20 protein-coding genes are annotated in these 19,185 nt (G+C 43.6%); 18 read left to right on the top strand and 2 right to left on the bottom strand.

The annotated features are described in order from the left end of the window. From qcrB to NV381_RS25175, 4 genes are all read left to right on the top strand, one after another. Nucleotides 1-672 carry a menaquinol-cytochrome c reductase cytochrome b subunit gene (qcrB, locus tag NV381_RS25160; protein ID WP_171655789.1) on the top strand — a complete coding sequence of 224 codons (672 nt, stop codon included), beginning with the start codon at nt 1-3 and terminating at the stop codon, nt 670-672. Between the two features lie 25 nt (nt 673-697). Next, a complete protein-coding gene (locus tag NV381_RS25165) occupies nt 698-1,579 on the top strand; it encodes a menaquinol-cytochrome c reductase cytochrome b/c subunit (protein ID WP_258216048.1) in 882 nt (293 codons plus the stop codon). A gap of 563 nt (nt 1,580-2,142) precedes the next feature. Then, nucleotides 2,143-2,799 carry a DUF1405 domain-containing protein gene (locus NV381_RS25170; protein ID WP_258216152.1) on the top strand — a complete coding sequence of 219 codons (657 nt, stop codon included), beginning with the start codon at nt 2,143-2,145 and terminating at the stop codon, nt 2,797-2,799. A 54-nt stretch (nt 2,800-2,853) separates the two neighbouring features. Next, nucleotides 2,854-3,723 carry a sporulation protein YpjB gene (locus NV381_RS25175; RefSeq protein ID WP_258216049.1) on the top strand — a complete coding sequence of 290 codons (870 nt, stop codon included), beginning with the start codon at nt 2,854-2,856 and terminating at the stop codon, nt 3,721-3,723. Nucleotides 3,724-3,761: 38 nt separating this feature from the next. On the opposite strand, the gene NV381_RS25180 is transcribed toward NV381_RS25175, so the two are convergent. Next, nucleotides 3,762-4,631 (bottom strand): YitT family protein, encoded by an 870-nt coding sequence (locus NV381_RS25180; RefSeq protein ID WP_258216050.1) that lies wholly within the window; start codon nt 4,629-4,631, stop codon nt 3,762-3,764. 222 nt (nt 4,632-4,853) lie between these two features. On the opposite strand from NV381_RS25180, the gene NV381_RS25185 reads away from it, so the two are divergent. From NV381_RS25185 to NV381_RS25250, 14 genes are all read left to right on the top strand, one after another. Next, the gene (locus NV381_RS25185) at nt 4,854-5,189 is read left to right on the top strand and encodes a nucleotide pyrophosphohydrolase (protein WP_258216051.1); all 336 of its coding nucleotides are present in this window, start codon (nt 4,854-4,856) and stop codon (nt 5,187-5,189) included. Nucleotides 5,190-5,238: 49 nt separating this feature from the next. Then, entirely contained in the window at nt 5,239-5,754 is a 516-nt protein-coding gene (locus tag NV381_RS25190) for a tetratricopeptide repeat protein (RefSeq protein WP_258216052.1), read from the top strand. 59 nt (nt 5,755-5,813) lie between these two features. Continuing rightward, a complete protein-coding gene (gene dapB, locus NV381_RS25195; RefSeq protein WP_258216053.1) occupies nt 5,814-6,617 on the top strand; it encodes a 4-hydroxy-tetrahydrodipicolinate reductase in 804 nt (267 codons plus the stop codon). Between the two features lie 84 nt (nt 6,618-6,701). Continuing rightward, nucleotides 6,702-7,127 carry a methylglyoxal synthase gene (mgsA, locus tag NV381_RS25200; protein ID WP_258216054.1) on the top strand — a complete coding sequence of 142 codons (426 nt, stop codon included), beginning with the start codon at nt 6,702-6,704 and terminating at the stop codon, nt 7,125-7,127. Next, nucleotides 7,124-7,822 carry a bacillithiol biosynthesis deacetylase BshB1 gene (gene bshB1, locus NV381_RS25205; protein ID WP_258216055.1) on the top strand — a complete coding sequence of 233 codons (699 nt, stop codon included), beginning with the start codon at nt 7,124-7,126 and terminating at the stop codon, nt 7,820-7,822. The genes mgsA and bshB1 overlap by 4 nt, the downstream gene beginning before the upstream one ends. A 103-nt stretch (nt 7,823-7,925) precedes the next feature. Next, the gene (gene bshA, locus NV381_RS25210; protein WP_258216056.1) at nt 7,926-9,095 is read left to right on the top strand and encodes an N-acetyl-alpha-D-glucosaminyl L-malate synthase BshA; all 1,170 of its coding nucleotides are present in this window, start codon (nt 7,926-7,928) and stop codon (nt 9,093-9,095) included. 13 nt (nt 9,096-9,108) lie between these two features. Beyond that, nucleotides 9,109-10,410: a CCA tRNA nucleotidyltransferase gene (locus NV381_RS25215; RefSeq protein WP_258216057.1), complete on the top strand. Its 1,302-nt coding sequence runs from the start codon at nt 9,109-9,111 to the stop codon at nt 10,408-10,410. After that, entirely contained in the window at nt 10,397-11,386 is a 990-nt protein-coding gene (locus tag NV381_RS25220) for a biotin--[acetyl-CoA-carboxylase] ligase (protein ID WP_258216058.1), read from the top strand. The genes NV381_RS25215 and NV381_RS25220 overlap by 14 nt, the downstream gene beginning before the upstream one ends. A gap of 271 nt (nt 11,387-11,657) precedes the next feature. After that, the gene (gene panB / locus NV381_RS25225) at nt 11,658-12,515 is read left to right on the top strand and encodes a 3-methyl-2-oxobutanoate hydroxymethyltransferase (protein WP_258216059.1); all 858 of its coding nucleotides are present in this window, start codon (nt 11,658-11,660) and stop codon (nt 12,513-12,515) included. Between the two features lie 12 nt (nt 12,516-12,527). Beyond that, nucleotides 12,528-13,394, top strand: a complete 867-nt coding sequence (gene panC, locus NV381_RS25230; RefSeq protein ID WP_258216060.1) for a pantoate--beta-alanine ligase — start codon at nt 12,528-12,530, stop codon at nt 13,392-13,394. A gap of 46 nt (nt 13,395-13,440) precedes the next feature. Then, nucleotides 13,441-13,824, top strand: a complete 384-nt coding sequence (gene panD / locus NV381_RS25235; protein ID WP_258216061.1) for an aspartate 1-decarboxylase — start codon at nt 13,441-13,443, stop codon at nt 13,822-13,824. A gap of 67 nt (nt 13,825-13,891) precedes the next feature. Continuing rightward, on the top strand, nt 13,892-14,524 hold the full coding sequence (locus tag NV381_RS25240) for a tetratricopeptide repeat protein (RefSeq protein ID WP_258216062.1): 633 nt from the start codon (nt 13,892-13,894) through the stop codon (nt 14,522-14,524). Between the two features lie 102 nt (nt 14,525-14,626). After that, complete coding sequence (gene dinG / locus NV381_RS25245; protein WP_258216063.1) at nt 14,627-17,476, top strand: ATP-dependent DNA helicase DinG; 2,850 nt, start codon at nt 14,627-14,629, stop codon at nt 17,474-17,476. Beyond that, nucleotides 17,473-18,096 carry a redox-sensing transcriptional repressor Rex gene (locus NV381_RS25250; protein WP_258216064.1) on the top strand — a complete coding sequence of 208 codons (624 nt, stop codon included), beginning with the start codon at nt 17,473-17,475 and terminating at the stop codon, nt 18,094-18,096. The genes dinG and NV381_RS25250 overlap by 4 nt, the downstream gene beginning before the upstream one ends. 74 nt (nt 18,097-18,170) lie before the next feature. Here NV381_RS25250 and NV381_RS25255 read toward each other — a convergent pair whose 3' ends face one another. Next, complete coding sequence (locus tag NV381_RS25255; RefSeq protein ID WP_258216065.1) at nt 18,171-19,169, bottom strand: inorganic phosphate transporter; 999 nt, start codon at nt 19,167-19,169, stop codon at nt 18,171-18,173. Nucleotides 19,170-19,185 lie beyond the last annotated feature (16 nt).

Consider the following 19,185-nt stretch of genomic DNA (forward strand, 5'->3'; position numbering starts at 1 on the left):
ATGTTTAAAAACATGTATAACTGGATTGATGAACGTCTAGATATCACGCCAATGTGGAGAGATGTGGCCGATCACGAGGTTCCTGAACACGTGAATCCTGCCCACCATTTTTCCGCTTTTGTTTATTGTTTCGGCGGATTGACGTTTTTTATTACGGTTATTCAAATTCTCTCCGGTATGTTTTTGACAATGTACTACGTTCCGGACATTATCAATGCTTATGCAAGTGTTGACTACCTTCAGCATAAGGTGGCGTTTGGCGTCATCGTGCGCGGTATGCATCACTGGGGAGCGAGTTTGGTTATCGTTATGATGTTCTTACATACACTGCGCGTGTTCTTTACAGGTTCTTACAAGGCACCTCGTGAAATGAACTGGGTTGTTGGTGTTTTGATTTTCTTTGTTATGTTGGGATTAGGCTTCACAGGTTACCTGCTTCCTTGGGATAACAAAGCTTATTTCGCAACGCAAGTTGGTATCAAAATTGCCGCTTCGGTTCCTTATGCGGGTGATTACATTAAGACTTTCCTTCAAGGTGGAGAAGTTGTAGGTGCTCAGACCCTTACAAGATTCTTTGCATTGCACGTGTTCTTTTTGCCAGGCGCATTGCTTGCCCTATTGGCAGGACACTTCTTTATGATTCGTAAACAAGGGATTTCTGGACCGCTATAAAAGAAAGCAAGGAGGTGCATCAATAGTGGCACATGGTCATAAGCCTGATGAGAAAATTGTTTATGTTGGGGATACCCGCGTACGTGCTAAAACCTCACGTTTGCCTCAACCGGATTTTTCAGCCTATCCCGGAAAGTCGGAAGTATTTATACCTAACTTTCTTTTAAAAGAGTGGATGGTTGCTGTTGTTTGTCTAGTTGGTATATTGGTATTGGTTATGTCCGAAGCTGCTCCGCTTGGCTATCCGGCTGATCCGACTAATACAGCGTTTATTCCAATGCCTGACTGGTACTTCTTATTTATGTACCAGTTGCTTAAATATCCTTATGCTTCTGATAAATTCGTTGTATTCGGTACGGTTATCGTTCCAGGTATTTTATTCGGTGGACTGATGCTCGCACCATTCCTCGATACAGGTAAGGAAAGACGTTTTTACAAACGTCCTATTACAACAGCTTTGATGCTATTAAGCTTAGTGGCCATTACATACCTGACGGTAGTATCCTGGTCTCACTATCAGCATGAATTGAAGGAAAAGAACATTATTCCTGAGCATATTAAGCGTGAGCAAGAAATGCATGCTGGTAAAGGCGACAGCGGCGGCGGTGCAGCCAAGAAGCCTGCTGCAGCTGCAGCAATTGTTGCTGCTGATGATCCAGCTGCTGAGATCTACAAAAAATCAACTTGTCTTCAATGCCATGGCGGCGAGTTAAAAGGTATGCCATCTTCCGGTATCCCAGCTTTACGGGGTGTCGGCGACAAGCACAGTAAAGATGAGATTTTGGGCATCATCAAAAAAGGCCAAGGCAATATGGGCGCGCAGTATGATGCGAACATTGCTAAGGGATTAACCGATGCAGACATCAATAAGCTGGCTGAATGGTTAGGCAAGCAAAAAGCACAATAATTCATGGACCTGACCGTACGATCGGTCAGGTTTTTTTTCGAACAATGAGAAGGTTCAAGTGCTTTATAGCGCTAAAGGAAGTTGCTCTTTCTAAATATAAGTTTGCCGAGGGTACCCTATTATCTCGCAAGATAAGCTGAGCTTAAGATCTTGAATGCCCCCATGATAGAGATAGCGGCGATGAGCCTTGGAGGATCTTATACGGAACGGATAGTTCCGCTATTCCATTTGTCGCCGACAATCTGGGGCGATAGCGGAAGTGGGAATTCCGTTATGTTGGCCGAATTGAAGCATTTATGCACAAAACAGAGCAACAGCGGAACTAGCTGTTCCCTTATCACTCTGATTTTTGGACTTTTCAGGTGATAGAGGAACAATCACTTCCGTATTGCCCTTCACTTAAAGCCTTCCATTCCAAGGAACACGATTTCAAAAGGCATTATTCTTATCTGTTATTGTAAAAAAAGCAACCGCTAAGACACGAAAACATCTTCATTGAAAATGCTTCGTTCGGAAGCTTTCAACCAGTAGAAGTCATACGGGAGGAACCTCTTTTGTTGAGCATGTCTATAAGGACTTATTTCTCAAAGGCGTTTTTATCAAGCCGCTTCATGCTTTGGAGTTTATTCTGGATCAATTTGCTCGGCACGATATACGGATATCAGTGGTATTGGAAGCAGCTGACTTATACAGCTGAAACAAAGTCAGCTATATTTCTTCCCTTCGTACCAGATAGTCCGACTGCAAGTCTTTTCTTTACAGCGGCTATAGGTTTTTTGCTTATGGATTCATATCTGTTGAGGGGGACAGAACCCCGATATAGATGGATTCGGGGAATAGTGGAAGCTTTCGCCGTAATCACTTCCTTCAAGTATGGGATATGGGCTGTGAGCATGATTTGGGCAGGGGTTTATCAAGGGGATTCGGTTAGCTGGCAAGATTGGATGCTTACTATCTCCCATCTGGGTATGGCTGCTGAAGCACTCTTATATTTGAGATTATATACTTATCGCCCACTGTCCATATTCATTGTTGCCATTTGGGCATTTCTGAACGATTACATGGACTATGGCTATGGAGTTTATCCTTGGCTGCCTGAGTCGTTAGAAGACGATTTGAATGCTGTGGCCACATTTACAGTAGAGCTGAGCTTTGTAAGTGTAATTGTCGCGTATGTAATGATGAAAATACGTTTGATTTTGGAAAAACGACAGCCTTAAAACTGGTCTAAATGTGGACATCCCCCCATACGATGATGGTAGGAGGGATGTCCGATGTGGTATTTTAGCCAATGGAAAGGGGTTGGCTTCATTTTGGCAGTTCTGCTTGGGGTCGGGCTGCTTGCAGGCTGTCAAAGCACAAGCAAAGGCTCGCATGAAGCGGCAGTACCAAAGCCAACGCAGGAGCAGCTGCAAAGAGTGGGGCTGCTGAATCAAACAGCAGATGATATGTATAACAAGGTGATGCAGGGAGATTTTGCAGGTGGACGAGCAGTTCTTCAGCAGTTGGGCGATCAGATTCCACAAATCAGCTATGAGGGTATAACCTCAATTGAAGGACTGAATGCTTTAACAGAAACAGTTACACAAGCTAATAAAGTTTTTAGCTCGGTAAAATTTTCTCCTGAAGAAGGTCAAGTTACAGCTGCCAAAATTCGTTTGGCGACAGATGCGCTAACTCATGCAACACAGCCAATGTGGCTTCAGTATTACAAATTGCTTCAAGAAGACATGGACCAATTGGAACAAGCGGCCAAGGAGCAGCGAAAAGCGGGGGTACAGAAGAGCGTGCTGCAATTCGAACAGCATATCTCTGTCATTCATCCAAGCTTACTGATTAGTCGTGAAGTGGCAGATGTAGAGAAGCTGGATTCTCTCGTCGGCTTTGTTTCGGGTCAAGCTCGTCAAGAGCAGGATAACTACAAACAGATCACTAATATATTGCCAACCTTGCGTCAGCATGTGGACAAGTTGTTTATGAAGAAAGCAGCAACAGCCTATTTACCCGTGATTGATCAGCAAAATCCGATCTTGTGGACGTTGGCAATAGGTTCGTTTATTATCGCAGCTTTGGCCTTTGCAGGCTGGCGTCTGGCTAAAAAGGATAATGGGGTTATACCAGTCCGCAAACAGGATGCAGATTAGGCAGAGGTTGCATTGCATATCAAACAAAGTTTTATTAATTATTCCGGCTTAAAGCCTTCACCCAAAACATCGTGGACCTCGTTTATTATAATAAACGCATGGGGATCGATGGAACGGGTTAAGTCTTTGAGCCTTTTCATTTCTTGGCGATATACAACACAGTACACAACATTTTTATTTTGCTTCGAATAACCGCCGATTGCAGGAATGATAGTTGCTCCTCTGTCGGTTTGTTCAGAAATCATGGTGACGAGTTCTTCGGCATGATCGGTAATAATGGTAAATGAGCGTGCGGCATAGGCACCTTCAATAATAATATCGATTACTTTGGTAGTAATAAATACCGCAACAAGGGTATACAATATTTTTTCTTTAGGAATAAAAAAAAATGCGGTCCCAATAACGAGGCCATCGAACAATAAGATGACCTGACCCATACTCCAGCCCTTCCACTTTTGTCCGATTCGAGCTATGATATCCGATCCCCCGGTTGTCCCTCCGTAGCGAAATACGAGCCCTAAACCGATTCCTAATGTAAGTCCGGCGTAAGCGGTAGCCAGAAAGTAATCATGCTCTGTTCTAAAGGGCACAATCCAGCTATGCTGAATCAACCATTCCATGATCCACAGAAAAAATGAGAGAGAAACAGTACCGACAATAGAATAATACATCGCTTCCTTGCCTAGAAACTTCCATCCTATAGCAAACAAGGGAACGTTGATAACCAATGTCGATATTGAAGGAGGAAATTGGAAGATGTAGTTTAAAAGAAGAGCGATCCCGGTTATTCCACCCTCCATCAATTCATTTGAAATGACGAAGTAATGCAATCCGAAAGCGTAGATGGCGGTGCCGAGCAAGATAGGAAGTAAAGCATGGAGTCTTTCCACCGAGTGCTTGGTTGACATAGGATGTTCAGCCTCCGCAGTAAATGTTTTTTCGTACCGCAAACTTTGAAACTTCAGCAATTGCCATACGGAACTTGTTATTTAGTATGCCTATCACACGCACAAAATAAATTTGTCATCCATACATGTTTGCGATAACATGGATAAAGACAACCTTATTTGCCGTTAGCGGCCAATGAGGATCAGTTTGAACAAGGATAAAGGTTGGTGAGATATTCGAATATGGCAGAACGTTCATTGCAAGAGCTGCAAAAAGAAGTGGATCAATATATTTCACAGTTTAAAGAAGGCTATTTTAGTCCACTCTCCATGCTTGCCCGTATGTCCGAAGAAGTTGGAGAATTAGCAAGAGAGGTTAATCACCAATTTGGTGAGAAACCAAAAAAAGCGACTGAAGCAGACAACTCTATTGAGCTGGAGCTAGGGGATATTTTGTTTATTACGATCTGTTTTGCGAACTCTTTGGGTATTGATTTGACAGAGGCGCATGATAAGATAATGCATAAATTCCAAACACGCGATGCCGATCGATGGACTAAAATTAACACCGATAGCTAATGAAATTCATATGCTATACCATCACCTTTTTTAGAGGGAGGATGGGCAGATGGATGGAGAAGAGCAAATTAAGAAGGCATACGAATCGATTTTAATGCATGATTTTGAACAGGCCATAGAATGGTTCGAGCAAGCCATTGCAATAGCCCCTGACAATGCTGCCTTCCATTACAAGCTTTCAATCACATATGCTAGAAGCAATAAGTTGGGTAAAGCCATTGAGCATGCCAAGGAAGCAGTTAGGCTGGAGCCGTTTGAGGAGCATTATCGATTCCATATCCAGCATCTGCGTGCTAAAGAATTGATCTTGCAGGCGCAATATTATTTTGATGAGCCTGAACAGCGGATATGGATGGCTGTAACATTGCTCCAGGAAGCAATAAAGCTGGATTCATTATCTTCTGAAGCTTTCTTGCTGTTAGGTCTTGCTTACTCTCGGCTGAAGGAGTATAGTCAAGCCATTCGGGCAATTAAAGAACTGCTGGTATTGGATCCTCAGCACGAAATTGGGAATCAATTGTTGGCCGAATATCAATTAATGCTGAAACAATATATGAAATCCTGATCAAATAATTTTTATCACTTGTTATTAGCAGATTTCTAGACGAAGGGAACGGAATGGATATGAGTCAGATTCGAGTAGCAGTAGCAGGAGCAAGCGGCCGTATGGGTCGGGAAGTAGTGAAAATGGTGCTGGAGGACGCTGATTTGCAGCTGGTCGCAGCTGTAAACCGTTCATCTGAGCTGCAGGTGGATGCCGGAAGACTTGTTGGGCTGGACGCATGCGGCGTTATACTCAGTACGGATCTGGAGCTAGCACTCGTAGAAGCCAGACCGGATGTGCTGGTTGATTTCACAACGCCCCAATCCGTTGTTGCTAATACGGCATTAGCTATTAAGCATAAAGTACGTCCCGTTATCGGGACGACGGGGTTTACGCCCGAGGATCTTGAAAACTTCGATAAACAATGTAAGGAGCAAGGCATAGGCGGCATCATTGCTCCGAATTTCTCCATAGGTGCTATTTTAATGATGAAGTTTGCTGCACAAGCCGCCAAATATTTACCTAACCTTGAGATCATAGAATACCATGGTGATCAAAAGCTGGACGCGCCATCGGGAACAGCGATCAAGACAGCTGAATTAATAGCTCAGAATCGCCAGGAGTTACGTCAGGGCAACCCTCGGGAAGAAGAAACAATTGAAGGTTCGCGCGGCGGATTATACAATGGATTTAGAATACATAGTGTACGATTGCCGGGAGTTTTTGCTCAGCAGGAAGTTATATTTGGAGCATTTGGCCAAACCTTAAAAATACGCCATGATTCCTATGACCGGGCAGGTTATATGCCAGGTGTTAATGTTGCTGTGAAGAAGGTTATGGAGCTAACCGGAATTGTGTACGGATTCGAGCATTTTATTGACTAATTTATATAAACATGAGGACTAGCCTAAAAAGGCTTTTTGCTCTATGTACTTATCGGGTAAGAATTATAAAGGAGCTTAAGAGGGATGTCCATGAAAATTGCATTAATCGCACATGATCGTAAAAAAGAAGAAATGGTTAATTTCGTGACTGCCTATGAGCAGGTATTTAAGCATCACCAATTGTATGCAACGGGCACCACAGGTACTCGAATTATGGATAGCACAGAGCTTCAGGTTCACCGATATATGTCAGGACCACTTGGAGGAGACCAGCAAATTGGCGCCATGGTAGCGACCAATGAGCTGGATTTAATCATCTTTTTGCGTGATCCATTAATGGCACAGCCTCATGAGCCGGATATCATTGCCTTGCTTCGTTTATGCGATGTGCAGGGGATTCCTGTGGCAACGAATATTGCTACAGCTGAGATTTTGGTGAAAGCACTGGATCGAGGAGATTTTGCTTGGCGGGAACTTGTACATAAATATAAGCAAGGTGAAATGGAATGAGCGAGCAGCTGGATATTCTTGTTTTCGGAGCGCATCCGGACGATGCGGAAATCGGAATGGGAGGGACTATTTACAAGCATTCATCTGCCGGTCAACGCGTAGGAATATGCGATCTGACCTATGCTGAAATGTCCTCTAACGGTACAGTTGAGATCCGTCAGCAAGAGGCGGCTCTCGCTGCTCAAATATTAGGATTATCTGCGCGTTCGAATCTCGGTTTACCTGATCGTGGGCTATGGATGAGTCCGGAATCCGTTAAAGAGATAACCTTGGAGATTCGCAAGTATAAGCCTCGAATTGTATTTGCGCCTTACTGGGAGGATCGGCATCCCGATCATATCGCATGCAGCAAGCTCGTTCAGGAAGCGGTGTTTAACTCTAAGCTCCGCCGTTATGAACCCGAGACAGCAGCACATACAGTGGAGCAAATTTACTTTTATTTTATCAATGATATTTATGAATCCGATTTATTGGTTGATATTACTGGAACGCATGATGTGAAGATGCAAGCATTAAAGGCATACCGTACCCAGTTCGAAGCAGCGGGAGCAGCCAATGATTTTGTAAGGACTCCATTAAACCAAGGCTATCTCGAACGAGTGGAAGCTAAGGATAGGATGCTTGGTCAGAAGCATATGCTTCCATACGCCGAAGGTTTTGTAAGCAAGCTTCCTTATTTGATTGACCTTTTCTAATTCATATCTGAAAAATAGCATAAGCTATATACTAACTTGAAAGCTCAGCAAAAGCTCACGGAGTAAGCTTTTGCTGATGCAATCACTCTTAGGAGGGAGCCCAATGAAAGAACGATTAAAGATCGGTATTACCTGTTATCCAACACTCGGCGGTTCTGGCGTTGTAGCGACGGAATTGGGCAAGCTGCTTGCTGAAAAAGGACATGAGGTTCATTTTATTACGCACAGTATGCCCTTCCGGTTAGGGAAATTCGATAAAAATATTTTCTACCATGAAGTTGAAGTTAACGACTATTATGTATTTAAATATCCTCCTTACGATTTATCACTTGCAAGTAAACTGGCTCAGGTTGCTCAGCTGGAGGAGCTCGATTTACTTCATGTACACTACGCAATACCTCATGCGGTATGTGCAATATTAGCCAAGCAAATGGTTGGCGATAAGCTGAAGGTAGTAACTACGCTGCATGGTACGGACATTACTGTTCTCGCACAGGATGAATCTTTAAGTGATTTGATCCGGTTTGCGATTAATCAAAGTGATGCTGTGACAGCTGTTTCGAAGGATTTAATCCATGAAACTCGCAGTCTTTTAGACATAGATAAGCCGATCGATTTGTCCTACAACTTTGTTGATAAAAGGGTTTACTATCCTCGCGAGGTTACGGCGCTGCGCAAGGAGTTTGCCCATCCCGATGAGAAAATTTTGATACATATTTCCAATTTCCGACCTGTTAAACGGGTTACGGATGTGGTTGAAATTTTTGACCGTGTAAGTAAGGATGTTCCGTCCAGACTGTTATTTGTAGGAGAGGGCCCTGAGCTATCCAAGGTGCTTTGCAAAGTAAAGGAGAAGGGATTACTCGATCGAGTGACCTTCTGCGGCAAGCAGGACGATGTGGCTCAATTGTTATCCTTATCTGATGTAATGCTCCTGCCATCTGAGAAAGAAAGCTTTGGTTTGGTTGCTTTGGAAGCAATGGCTTGCGGGGTTCCTACAGTAGCCTCTGATGCAGGCGGTATTCCTGAGCTGATCACTCACGGGGAAAGTGGTTTTTTAGCGGAAATCGGCGATGTGGATCAAATGGCTCATTATACAAAAATGCTGTTAACGGATAAAGCTTTGTATGAAAAAATGACGGAGGCATGCTTGCACCGTGCCCGGTTCACATTCTGTAATGATGTTATTACCCGCCAGTACGAAGAGATTTATTATCGTGTACTTGGACTTCCGTTGCCGGAAGAACTTAAATTAAAACCATTGAATTGTTAAAAAGGTGATGGTTATGACGCAGGACCTGGAAAGAAAAGCAAAAAAAATCATCGGAAAGCTGATTGATGCTGGCTTTGAAGCCTATATGGTGGGCGGTTGTGTGCGTGATAAGCATCTGAAGCGACCGGTAAAGGATTTCGATATCGCCACCTCAGCCAAGCCGGAGCAGGTACAGCAATTATTTCATCGAACCATTCCAACGGGACTTCAACATGGTACTGTATCGGTGATGATGGAAGATAGCTTATTTGAAGTAACTACATTCCGTATTGAGTCCGGCTACGAAGATTTTCGCCGTCCCACTGAGGTCCAATTCATTGACAGTTTGTATGAGGATTTAAGACGGCGTGATTTTACGATGAACGCAATGGCCCTGGATGTTGACGGGCAGTTGATTGATCCCTTTCACGGTGTAGATGATATGAAGAATAACCTGCTGCGTTGTGTAGGTGATGCGAATGAAAGATTCCAGGAGGATGCTTTGCGGATGCTTCGCTGCATTCGCTTCGCCGCACATTATGGGCTTGAGATCGAGGAGCAAACATGGGCTGCGCTTCTTAAGCAAGCGCCGCTCTTAGAGCATATTGCCATGGAACGTGTGCGCATGGAGCTGGAGCGTATGATTGATGGTGCTGCTCCCGCTCATGCGGTTCAACTGCTTATTGACAGTCAGCTTCTGGGGCATCTCAAACAGACTCTGAGGCTGGCTGATTTGAAGCAGGTGAAGCTGACCAGAGGCTGGAGCAGCCTCAAAGAGCCGCTTTACAAGTGGGCCTATCTATATTTATGTATAAGGGTTAGCGCGGCAGAAGCAGAACTGGAGCTAAGGCAGCTGACCTTTTCCAAGCAACAATTGGAACAGGTGCGGCAGATCATAGCTGTTGCGCACCATTTGAGGCGTCAGCTTACTGACGAAACAGATGAAGCTGCTTTGCAGGAAGCCTGGAAGCTGTCGGCGGTAACGTACGGGCAGCAGGCGGTTGGTGGACTGCATGAAATTGTGACAGCTGCTCCAGAGGTGCTGGCAAGGTTTGAAGTAGAAGCTAAGTGGAGTGAAATCCTAATCAATAATGGATTGGACTGGTTGAAAGACATGCCTGTTCATAGACTAGAAGATCTTGAATTAGGCGGTAAGGAGCTGCTTGCTCATATTTCCAAACCAGCAGGTCCTTGGGTTTCAAGAGTACTAGCCCATCTGCTTCGCGAAGCAGCGATGCAACGATTGACTAACGAGAGAGATTTATTGCTAGCTGAAGCTGAACGTTATTATGAGAAGGTTCTTCAGCAGGAAAGTGGTACATATGAACATAAGTGAACAATTGGTACAGCTCTTTGAAGAGAAAGATGGAGCTTTTGTATCAGGCGAAGAATTAAGTGCTACTTTACAATGCAGCCGAACAGCGATTTGGAAGCATGTCGAGAAGCTCCGTAGTGCTGGTTATGTTTTTGAAGCGGTATCACGTAAAGGGTATCGCCTTGTTGAGAAACCGGATAAGCTGGAGCTAGCTTCCATTGAAAAGCAATTAAAGACTGAAGTGTTCGGACAAAATATCCACTATTACGAACAGCTGGGTTCCACTCAGACAAAGGCTCATGAGCTGGCAAGACAAGGCGCAGTTGAAGGTACACTGGTTATTGCTGAACAGCAAACTGAAGGACGAGGGCGAATGGGACGTAAGTGGCATTCACCCAAAGGAAAGGGAATCTGGATGAGCATGATTCTGAAACCCCGTATACCTCTTCAGTTTGCCCCTCAACTAACATTATTGATAGCAGTTGCTTTGTGCCGCGCCATCCGGCAGGTTACATCGCTTCCTGTTGGAATTAAGTGGCCGAATGATTTGTTGATTGATGGAAAGAAAATCAGCGGAATCCTGTCAGAGTCTATTGCTGAGGACGAGAAGCCACTGTATGTCATTGTGGGAGTAGGCATAAGCGCCAATTTACGCGAGGATGATTATTCGGAAGAGCTTAAAGCTATCGCTACCTCTTTACAGATCGAGGCGGGAAAGCTAGTGGACCGTACAGAGCTGCTGTGCCGGTTTCTGGAGGAGCTGGAGACACTTTACGAATTATACCATAGTAAGGGATTTGAACCTGTTAAACTGCTATGGGAGGCACTCAGCGTATCTCTGAACCGCAAGGTTCGCAATCAATCGCCACAAGGGCTAGTGGAAGGAATTGCTGTAAGTCTGGATGAGACTGGGGCTTTAATTGTGCAGCTAGAGGATGGCTCATTAACGAAATGGTATTCTGGAACGATTGAATTTATCCCCCTATCATCAGAATGAAAAGTTTGGTATAATAAGGCTACATCTGAGGCGGTATCTGTAAGGAGCTGCACTCGAATGGAACTTATATTTAACTGATTGTTCTGACTTGCAACAACTTAATAAGATTTATGCTTGTATGTATGTCGGATTCTGCTCTGAGCCTAACGGACCGAGACAGAAGGATCATATGATTTTTTTAACATGTGAACCTTTTCGCTCCTTGGGGCTAAAAGGTTTTTTTTGTTCATACTAAGCTTACAAATACGGATTTAGAAAGGTTGGTGCAGGAATGGAACAGAGAAAAGCCGTTACGACTAGCAAGTTAAAAAGAATGAAGGAAACCGGAAATCCGATTTCCATAATTACAGCTTATGATTACCCTTCTGCCATGTTAGCGGAGGAAGCGGGAGTCGATGCCATATTAGTCGGAGATTCCTTGGGAAATGTTGTTCTTGGCTATGACTCGACTATTCCGGTTACGTTAGAGGATATGATTTACCATTCACGCTCAGTTGTAAGGGCGGCACAGTCAACATTCGTCATTACGGATATGCCTTTTATGACTTATCACGGCAGTCTCGATCAAACGCTGCGTAACGCGGCGCGTATTATGCAAGAGGGTTTGGCTAATTCAATTAAGATGGAGGGGGGCCGGGAAATTTCCGACGCCGTAAAGGCCTGTACGATGGCGGGAATACCGGTAATGGGTCATCTTGGGCTAACTCCACAATCCATTCATCAAATAGGCGGTTACAAAATTCAAGGCAAAAACTCAGCGCAAGCTCAACAGCTGCTTGAGGATGCAAAAGCATTAGAACAGGCAGGGGCTTACGCAATTGTATTGGAGCTGGTTACCGAACAGGTTGCCGCGCACATCACCGAGCAGCTGTCTATCCCAACCATTGGAATTGGCGCAGGGCCACGATGTGATGGGCAGGTTCTGGTCTTTCATGATGCACTTGGCTACGGCTCTGAAATGGCGCCAAAACGGTTCGTCAAAACCTATGCGGATACCGGCAGCTTAATTCGAAACGGCTTAAAGCAGTATGTCAATGAGGTGAAGAGCCGTACCTTTCCGTCAGTTGATCATTCATTCCTTATGGAGGAAGAGGTTGCCGGTTTTTTATATGGCGGCGCAAAGAAATAGGAGGACTGAACTATGCAAACGATCCATACCATACATGAACTTCGCTCAGCAGTTAAACAGGCAAAAATTGACCAGCCTGGTATAAGAATCGGTTTTGTTCCAACAATGGGATTTCTCCATAAAGGACATGCCAGCCTGCTTGAGGCTGCTCGCACGCAATGTGATTTGGTTATATTGAGTATTTTTGTGAATCCTTTGCAATTTGGTCCGAACGAGGATTTTGAACGTTATCCTCGCAATGAAGAAGGGGATCTTGCCGTTGCGAAGGCAGCGGGAACGGATATCGTATTTCTGCCATCGGTTGAAGAAATGTACCCTCAACAGACCAGAACAATCGTCTCCGTGTCTCAAGTAACGGAAAGATTATGTGGAGCATCGCGTCCGGGTCATTTTGACGGAGTGGCGACGATCGTTTCCAAATTATTTAATATTGTTCAACCGGATGCCGCCTACTTTGGTCTGAAGGATGCACAGCAAATAGCAGTCATTACCCAGATGGTTAATGATCTGAATATGCCAGTGGAGATTATTCCTTGTCCCATTCTTAGAGAGTCCGACGGCTTGGCTATGAGCTCTCGCAATGTATATTTACAGCCGGATGAACGCAAACAGGCACTTGTATTATCTGCATCCTTACAAATGGCGGAGGGTTTGATTCGTGAGCAGCATACCAATATTGATTTAACGATGCTTAATGAGAAGATCACCAGGTCTATACAGCAAGCGCCGCTGGCCGTTATTGATTATGTGGAAATATTAGCCTATCCATCATTAGAAACGATTAGCAGCTTGAAAAATGTTGAACAAATTATTATAGCATTGGCCGTAAAATTCGGAAAAACACGTTTAATTGACAATATTATTATTCGTCTTGTATAAATTAATGAAGAAAGTTTTCTTATGAAAACTTTAAGGAGGACTTCTAATGTTCAGAACTATGCTTAAATCCAAAATTCACCGCGCTACTGTAACAGAAGCCAATCTCAATTATGTTGGCAGTATTACCATTGATGAAGAGCTTATTGAGTTGTTAGATATGCTGCCCAATGAGAAGGTACAGATTGTTAATAATAACAATGGTGCCCGATTTGAAACCTACATTATCCCGGGTCCCCGTGGATCAGGAGTTATTTGTTTGAATGGTGCGGCAGCCAGAATGGTTCATGTTGGAGATACCGTAATTATTTTATCTTACGCGATGATGACGGATGAAGAGGCAAGAAAGCATCAACCTCAAATAGCAATTATGGGCGAAAACAACCGAATCATAAGTGTTCTAAAAGAAGAAATTCATTCCACCGTCATGTGACGCATGAAAAAGGCCGCCGAAACAAAAAATGAAAGTATGCTCAACGTTAAGGTGGGATGCAATCATCATGTTCAAACAACTATTTGCCTCCATGAATGAAATGCTCGATGAAGTGAATGATCAGTTCGCAGCTGCGTCCGGTTCCCAAAGAAAAGAGCTGCAAGAAAAGCTTCACACGTTGAAGGCTATGAGCGACACGTATATTGAAGAGTGGCTTTTGTTTGAAGAAAAGCTTGCGGCCTTTTACCAATTGCACCAGCCAGTGTCGGTCAATGATTTATTGGATCCGGAATTGGCTGGGAAACGTTCAGATGCGTTTTTAAAAGGGCAGGGCTTCTATAAGCTTTTGATGTATGAAGAAGCAATTAGAGAGTTTAAAGCAATTGTTAACAAGCAGCCGGAGTTTACATTAGCGAGGATCTATTTGGCAATGAGTTACTTGCAAAAGGGAGAAATATCCGAAAGCTACAATCAGTTCCATTTCTTATCCCAAGTAACAGAAAATAATCGTATGAGAGCTATTTCCTATAGCGCAATGGGCTGTATTCAAATTCAATATCAGAATATGGAAAAAGCATTCGAATATTTTGCCATGGCACATCATTCGGATCCATCCAGTGTTGAGCCACTTATGGAAATGGGTTTATGCTCCGAAGTAAAAGGAAAGCTGTATTTTCTGCAGCATCCTGCAAGAAATTAGTCGTTTTTTAGAAATTCTAGCAGTAAGTTTACTATTCCCTTTTCCCATGAGTATTGGTATGCTTAGAAAGAAATTGGGAATGAAGGGATTGACATAAGGGTAATGAAATTCGCGGTTTTGGATTTTGAAACGACCGGGAGCCAGTCTACGGATCGCATTATTCAGGTTGGCCTCGTCATTATACAGGATGATTACATCATTGACAGGTATACCTCCTTGGTAAATCCCGGGATCGGTATACCTTCTTCTATAACTGCATTGACTGGAATTGACGATAGTATGGTTGCTGATGCGCCAGAGCTTGATAGCGTTATGGGGAACATGGTGCCTTTACTTCAAGATTGTGTGCTCGTCGGCCATAATATTGCTTTTGATTTAGGTTTTTTGCAGAGGGCTTTAGACGAGGAAGGCTATTTTCCGTTTGATGGCAAGGTGTTAGATACCATGGACACGCTGAAGGTACTGTACCCGTCATTATCGAGCTTACAGCTTAGTATGGTTAGCCTTGCCTTCGGTATTGAGCATGAACGTCCGCATCAAGCTGACAGCGACGCAGAAGTGACAGCCTTAATTTGGATTAAGTGTCTTCAGAAATTTCAAGCATTACCCTTGTTAACGCTGCAGAGGTTGTCATTGATTTTTGATGAGGTAACGACTGACTTCGGCTGGTTTATTCAAGAGATGAAAGCGTATAAGGAAATGTTCACAACCATTGACTCCGATACAGCTCGCTATTTTCGGCAATTCGCTATCAATGTTGACGATTGGGGAGAGGATGAGCCAATTCGTAGTGAACAGGATGTTAAGGGATTGCCGGAGACCTTTGCATTATTCTACGATGAGCTGAAACAAGCGTTAAAGCAGCGCTTTGAGTCTTACGAGGATCGTGAAGCCCAGGTCCGTATGCTTGAAGAAGTAGAGGCTGCATTCCAGCAGGGGCAGCATCTCATGATTGAAGCGGGAACAGGTACCGGTAAATCGCTTGGTTATTTAATCCCTTCTTTATACTATGGCCTTAAACAAGATAAGAAAATAATTGTAAGCACCCATACAATCAACTTGCAGGAGCAGATTCGTGAAAGAGATATCCCTCTCCTGGAGGATTTATTTCCTGTAGGATTTCAGGCTGCAGTGCTTAAAGGCAGAAGCCATTATTTATGCTTGCGTAAATTTGAGCAAAAGATGAATGTTCAAGACTTTGAGAATGGTAAAGATGATCGGCTGTCGGCTGGACAAATGTTGGTATGGCTTAGTGAAACGAAGCATGGGGACGATGAGGAGCTGCATTTTGGAAATAAAGGTGTGCAGTTTTGGCATTCTGTTGCAAGCGACACGGATTCTTGTTTAAACAGGGCTTGTCCCTGGTTTAAGAAATGTTTCTACCATCGTGCAAGGCATCAATCAAACACAGCAGACGTCATAATTACGAATCACTCTTTGTTATTTACAGATATGAAAGCGGAGAACAGGCTTCTGCCCAGCTACAAGCATCTTGTAATCGATGAAGCTCATCATTTTGAAGAGGTTGCTAGCAAGCATCTGGGCATAGAGCTTTATTACGGAGCTTTCTTGAGTACACTCTGGTGGTTGTTTAAAGATAGCAGGAGCGGTCAATTACCGCTGCTTCGCTTAAAGCTGCAAAAGCACGAGAAGGATCAAATACAGACGTGGTGTCAATCAATAGACGAAGTAACTCCTAAACTGCTGCAAATAAAAGAAGAGTGGGATGAGCTGGCTGAGCTGCTGTATCAGCTGGTAGTGACTCGCTCTGACCCTTCGCAATCCGAAGCCGGCCAGCTAGTGTACCGGGTTAAAAAAGATGAAACACCCAACGGTTGGGACAAACTTCTGGTGCTCGAGGATAATATATTCATTCATATGAATGAAGTTATAAAGAAGCTGGAGAAGCTGTTTAATGAGATGAAAGAAATGCAAGATGAGTTGGACATTCAAGGGATATTAACCGATTTAAACGGAACTCTCAAGGAAATGTACCGCCATCGTGATAATTTACATTTTTTTATGACCATGCCTGACGATAATTATGTGTATTGGATTGAAGCAGGGAATGGTAAAAGCAAGTCGCTTCAGTTGGTAAGTGTACCTATTGATGTAAGCTCCATGCTGCAGCAATCTTTCTTTGGTATAAAAGATAGTGTCATTCTGACTTCAGCAACTTTGTCAGTTGGCAAATCATTTGATTATACATGTGAGCAGCTGGGCTTGGAAACTAAAGAAGATGAGAGCAAGCTGAAGACGGTTCAGCTTCCATCTCCCTTTAATTATCGGCAGCAGGCACTTGTCGCCATCCCAAGAGATTTTCCAAGCATACGCGGCAATAACGGCGAAAAAATATTTATGGACCATCTGAGTATGTCTCTCGCTGAGGTAGCTTTGGAAATGAAGGGACGAATGCTTGTGCTGTTCACTTCAAACAGGATGCTGAAGCTGGCACATACAGCGTTGAAAGATAAGCTAAGTCCATTTGGCATCCAAGTGCTTGGGCAGGGAGTAGACAGCAGTAATCGCAGCAAGTTGACAAGGCTTTTTCAAAGCAGTCCTGCGAGCATTTTACTAGGTACTAGCAGCTTTTGGGAAGGAGTGGATATTCCAGGGGAAGCATTGAGCTGTCTCGCTATTGTACGTTTGCCTTTTCAACCTCCCAACCATCCGCTTGTTGAAGCGAAAACAGAGAATTTGAAGAAGCTGGGTCATAATCCCTTTATGAAGCTATCGGTGCCTCAAGCGGTCATTCGCTTTAAGCAAGGCTTTGGCCGTCTCGTAAGAACGGCGAAAGACAGAGGCATAGTTATCATATACGATACGCGGGTCATTGATACGACCTATGGCAAGTATTTTCTATACTCTCTGCCAGGTCCCAAAATAGAACATATGCCTACAAGTCAATTAGTTCCGAGAATCAAGCAGTGGATGGGGGAAAGCGATATATGAAAACATTAAAAATATCGGAAGCAGTTGTCCGCAGACTGCCGATTTATTTGCGCTTCCTTAACGAGCTGAGCAAGAAAAATGTGCATACTGTTTCATCCCAGGATCTAGGTATTAAGCTTGATCTAAATCCGGCGCAAATACGCAAAGACCTGGCCTATTTCGGTGAATTCGGCAAAAAGGGTATTGGTTATGATGTAGATTATTTGATCGAGAAAATCCGCCAAATTCTTAAAATTGACAAGGTGATCCCAGTTGTATTGGTTGGTGCGGGGAATTTAGGCCGCGCGCTCTGCAATTATAATGCTTATCTTAAGGATAATATGAAGATTGTCGCTATTTTTGATGAGCTTCAGAGCAAAGTAGGGGAGTCAATCAATCATTTGAAAGTAAAGCCGATGAAGGAGCTTAAAGAAACGATACAAGGCTTGAACATTCGGATTGGAATTATTACAGTGCCTGCAGCAGAAGCCCAGAATGTAGCAAACCAGTTTGTTGAAGGCGGAGTAGAAGCTATTTTAAATTTTGCTCCGATTATTATAAAAGTTCCGAGTGAAGTGCGCGTGCATCACGCTGATTTTACTACTGAGCTGCAAAGCTTGGCGTATTATTTGGATGAATAGTCAACAGTATGGATTGTTAGACATAAAAAGAACGTCAGGAGCTCCTGACGTTCTTTTTATGTTCACTATTACCCCTAGAAGAATAGGAATACGACTTTGTAAAGCAGAAAAGCAACAACCATACTAATTGGAATTGTAATGATCCAGGTCATAACCATTTTCGTAACCGTAGCCCATTTCACATCATGGAACCTCATAACAGATCCGGTACCAATAATGGATGATGAGATTACGTGAGTAGTGGATAATGGCATTCCCATGTGGGTAGAGACTTGAATAACTATGGATGAGTTTAAATCAGAAGCGAAGCCGTTAATAGGTTCGATCTTGATCAGTTTTTTACTCATTGTTTTAATGATCCGCATACCGCCTATCGATGTGCCTAAGCCCATAGCTATAGCGGCGCTTATTTTAACCCATAAGGGGACATCCATGGTGGTTTGATACCCTAAAGTGACGAGAGCGAAAACCATGATTCCCATCGCTTTTTGAGCATCGTTCCCTCCGTGGGATATGGATAGTAACCCGGCAGAAATAATTTGGAAAAATCGGAAGGTTCTATTGAGCTTGGATCGTGAATGGTTGCCGCCTACAATGATGAGCTGACGAATAATCCACATGATGATAAAACCTGTTCCAAAAGCAACTATTGGAGATAAAACCAAAATTAGAATAATCTCTCTGAAACCGCTCCAATTGAGTGCCGCTGTCCCGGCTCCAGCTATAACACTACCAGCTAAAGACCCGATCAAAGTATGAGAGGAAGAAGAAGGGATTCCGAAATACCAAGTCACTAGATTCCAAATAATAGCGGACAAAAGTGCAGCAATAAGTATGGGTACACCATTCTCAATTTCGGCCGGATTGGCTACTTTTCCACCGACGGTTTTGGCTACCTCTGAAGATAAGAATGCGCCAACGAAATTCAAAATCGCCGCATAAAAGACAGCAACTCTTGGAGTTAGCGCCCGGGTAGAAATTGAGGTGGCAATGGCATTGGCTGTATCGTGAAAGCCGTTAATAAAGTCAAACAGCAGCGCCAGTCCAACAATGATCAACAATAAGGTTAACATAGTCTCCTCCTACCAA

Source organism: Paenibacillus radicis (ex Xue et al. 2023) (assembly GCF_024722015.1).
Classification (GTDB): Bacteria; Bacillota; Bacilli; order Paenibacillales; family NBRC-103111; genus Paenibacillus_S.

Bases quoted from the DNA above. Each gene is read 5' to 3' on its own strand.
- qcrB (WP_171655789.1), top strand. From the start codon at position 1: ATGTTTAAAAACATGTATAACTGGATTGATGAACGTCTAGATATCACG.
- NV381_RS25170 (WP_258216152.1), top strand. From the start codon at position 2,143: ATGTCTATAAGGACTTATTTCTCAAAGGCGTTTTTATCAAGCCGCTTC.
- NV381_RS25175 (WP_258216049.1), top strand. From the start codon at position 2,854: ATGTGGTATTTTAGCCAATGGAAAGGGGTTGGCTTCATTTTGGCAGTT.
- NV381_RS25180 (WP_258216050.1), bottom strand. From the start codon at position 4,631: ATGTCAACCAAGCACTCGGTGGAAAGACTCCATGCTTTACTTCCTATC.
- NV381_RS25185 (WP_258216051.1), top strand. From the start codon at position 4,854: ATGGCAGAACGTTCATTGCAAGAGCTGCAAAAAGAAGTGGATCAATAT.
- NV381_RS25190 (WP_258216052.1), top strand. From the start codon at position 5,239: ATGGATGGAGAAGAGCAAATTAAGAAGGCATACGAATCGATTTTAATG.
- dapB (WP_258216053.1), top strand. From the start codon at position 5,814: ATGAGTCAGATTCGAGTAGCAGTAGCAGGAGCAAGCGGCCGTATGGGT.
- mgsA (WP_258216054.1), top strand. From the start codon at position 6,702: ATGTCCATGAAAATTGCATTAATCGCACATGATCGTAAAAAAGAAGAA.
- bshB1 (WP_258216055.1), top strand. From the start codon at position 7,124: ATGAGCGAGCAGCTGGATATTCTTGTTTTCGGAGCGCATCCGGACGAT.
- bshA (WP_258216056.1), top strand. From the start codon at position 7,926: ATGAAAGAACGATTAAAGATCGGTATTACCTGTTATCCAACACTCGGC.
- NV381_RS25215 (WP_258216057.1), top strand. From the start codon at position 9,109: ATGACGCAGGACCTGGAAAGAAAAGCAAAAAAAATCATCGGAAAGCTG.
- NV381_RS25220 (WP_258216058.1), top strand. From the start codon at position 10,397: ATGAACATAAGTGAACAATTGGTACAGCTCTTTGAAGAGAAAGATGGA.
- panB (WP_258216059.1), top strand. From the start codon at position 11,658: ATGGAACAGAGAAAAGCCGTTACGACTAGCAAGTTAAAAAGAATGAAG.
- panC (WP_258216060.1), top strand. From the start codon at position 12,528: ATGCAAACGATCCATACCATACATGAACTTCGCTCAGCAGTTAAACAG.
- panD (WP_258216061.1), top strand. From the start codon at position 13,441: ATGTTCAGAACTATGCTTAAATCCAAAATTCACCGCGCTACTGTAACA.
- NV381_RS25240 (WP_258216062.1), top strand. From the start codon at position 13,892: ATGTTCAAACAACTATTTGCCTCCATGAATGAAATGCTCGATGAAGTG.
- dinG (WP_258216063.1), top strand. From the start codon at position 14,627: ATGAAATTCGCGGTTTTGGATTTTGAAACGACCGGGAGCCAGTCTACG.
- NV381_RS25250 (WP_258216064.1), top strand. From the start codon at position 17,473: ATGAAAACATTAAAAATATCGGAAGCAGTTGTCCGCAGACTGCCGATT.
- NV381_RS25255 (WP_258216065.1), bottom strand. From the start codon at position 19,169: ATGTTAACCTTATTGTTGATCATTGTTGGACTGGCGCTGCTGTTTGAC.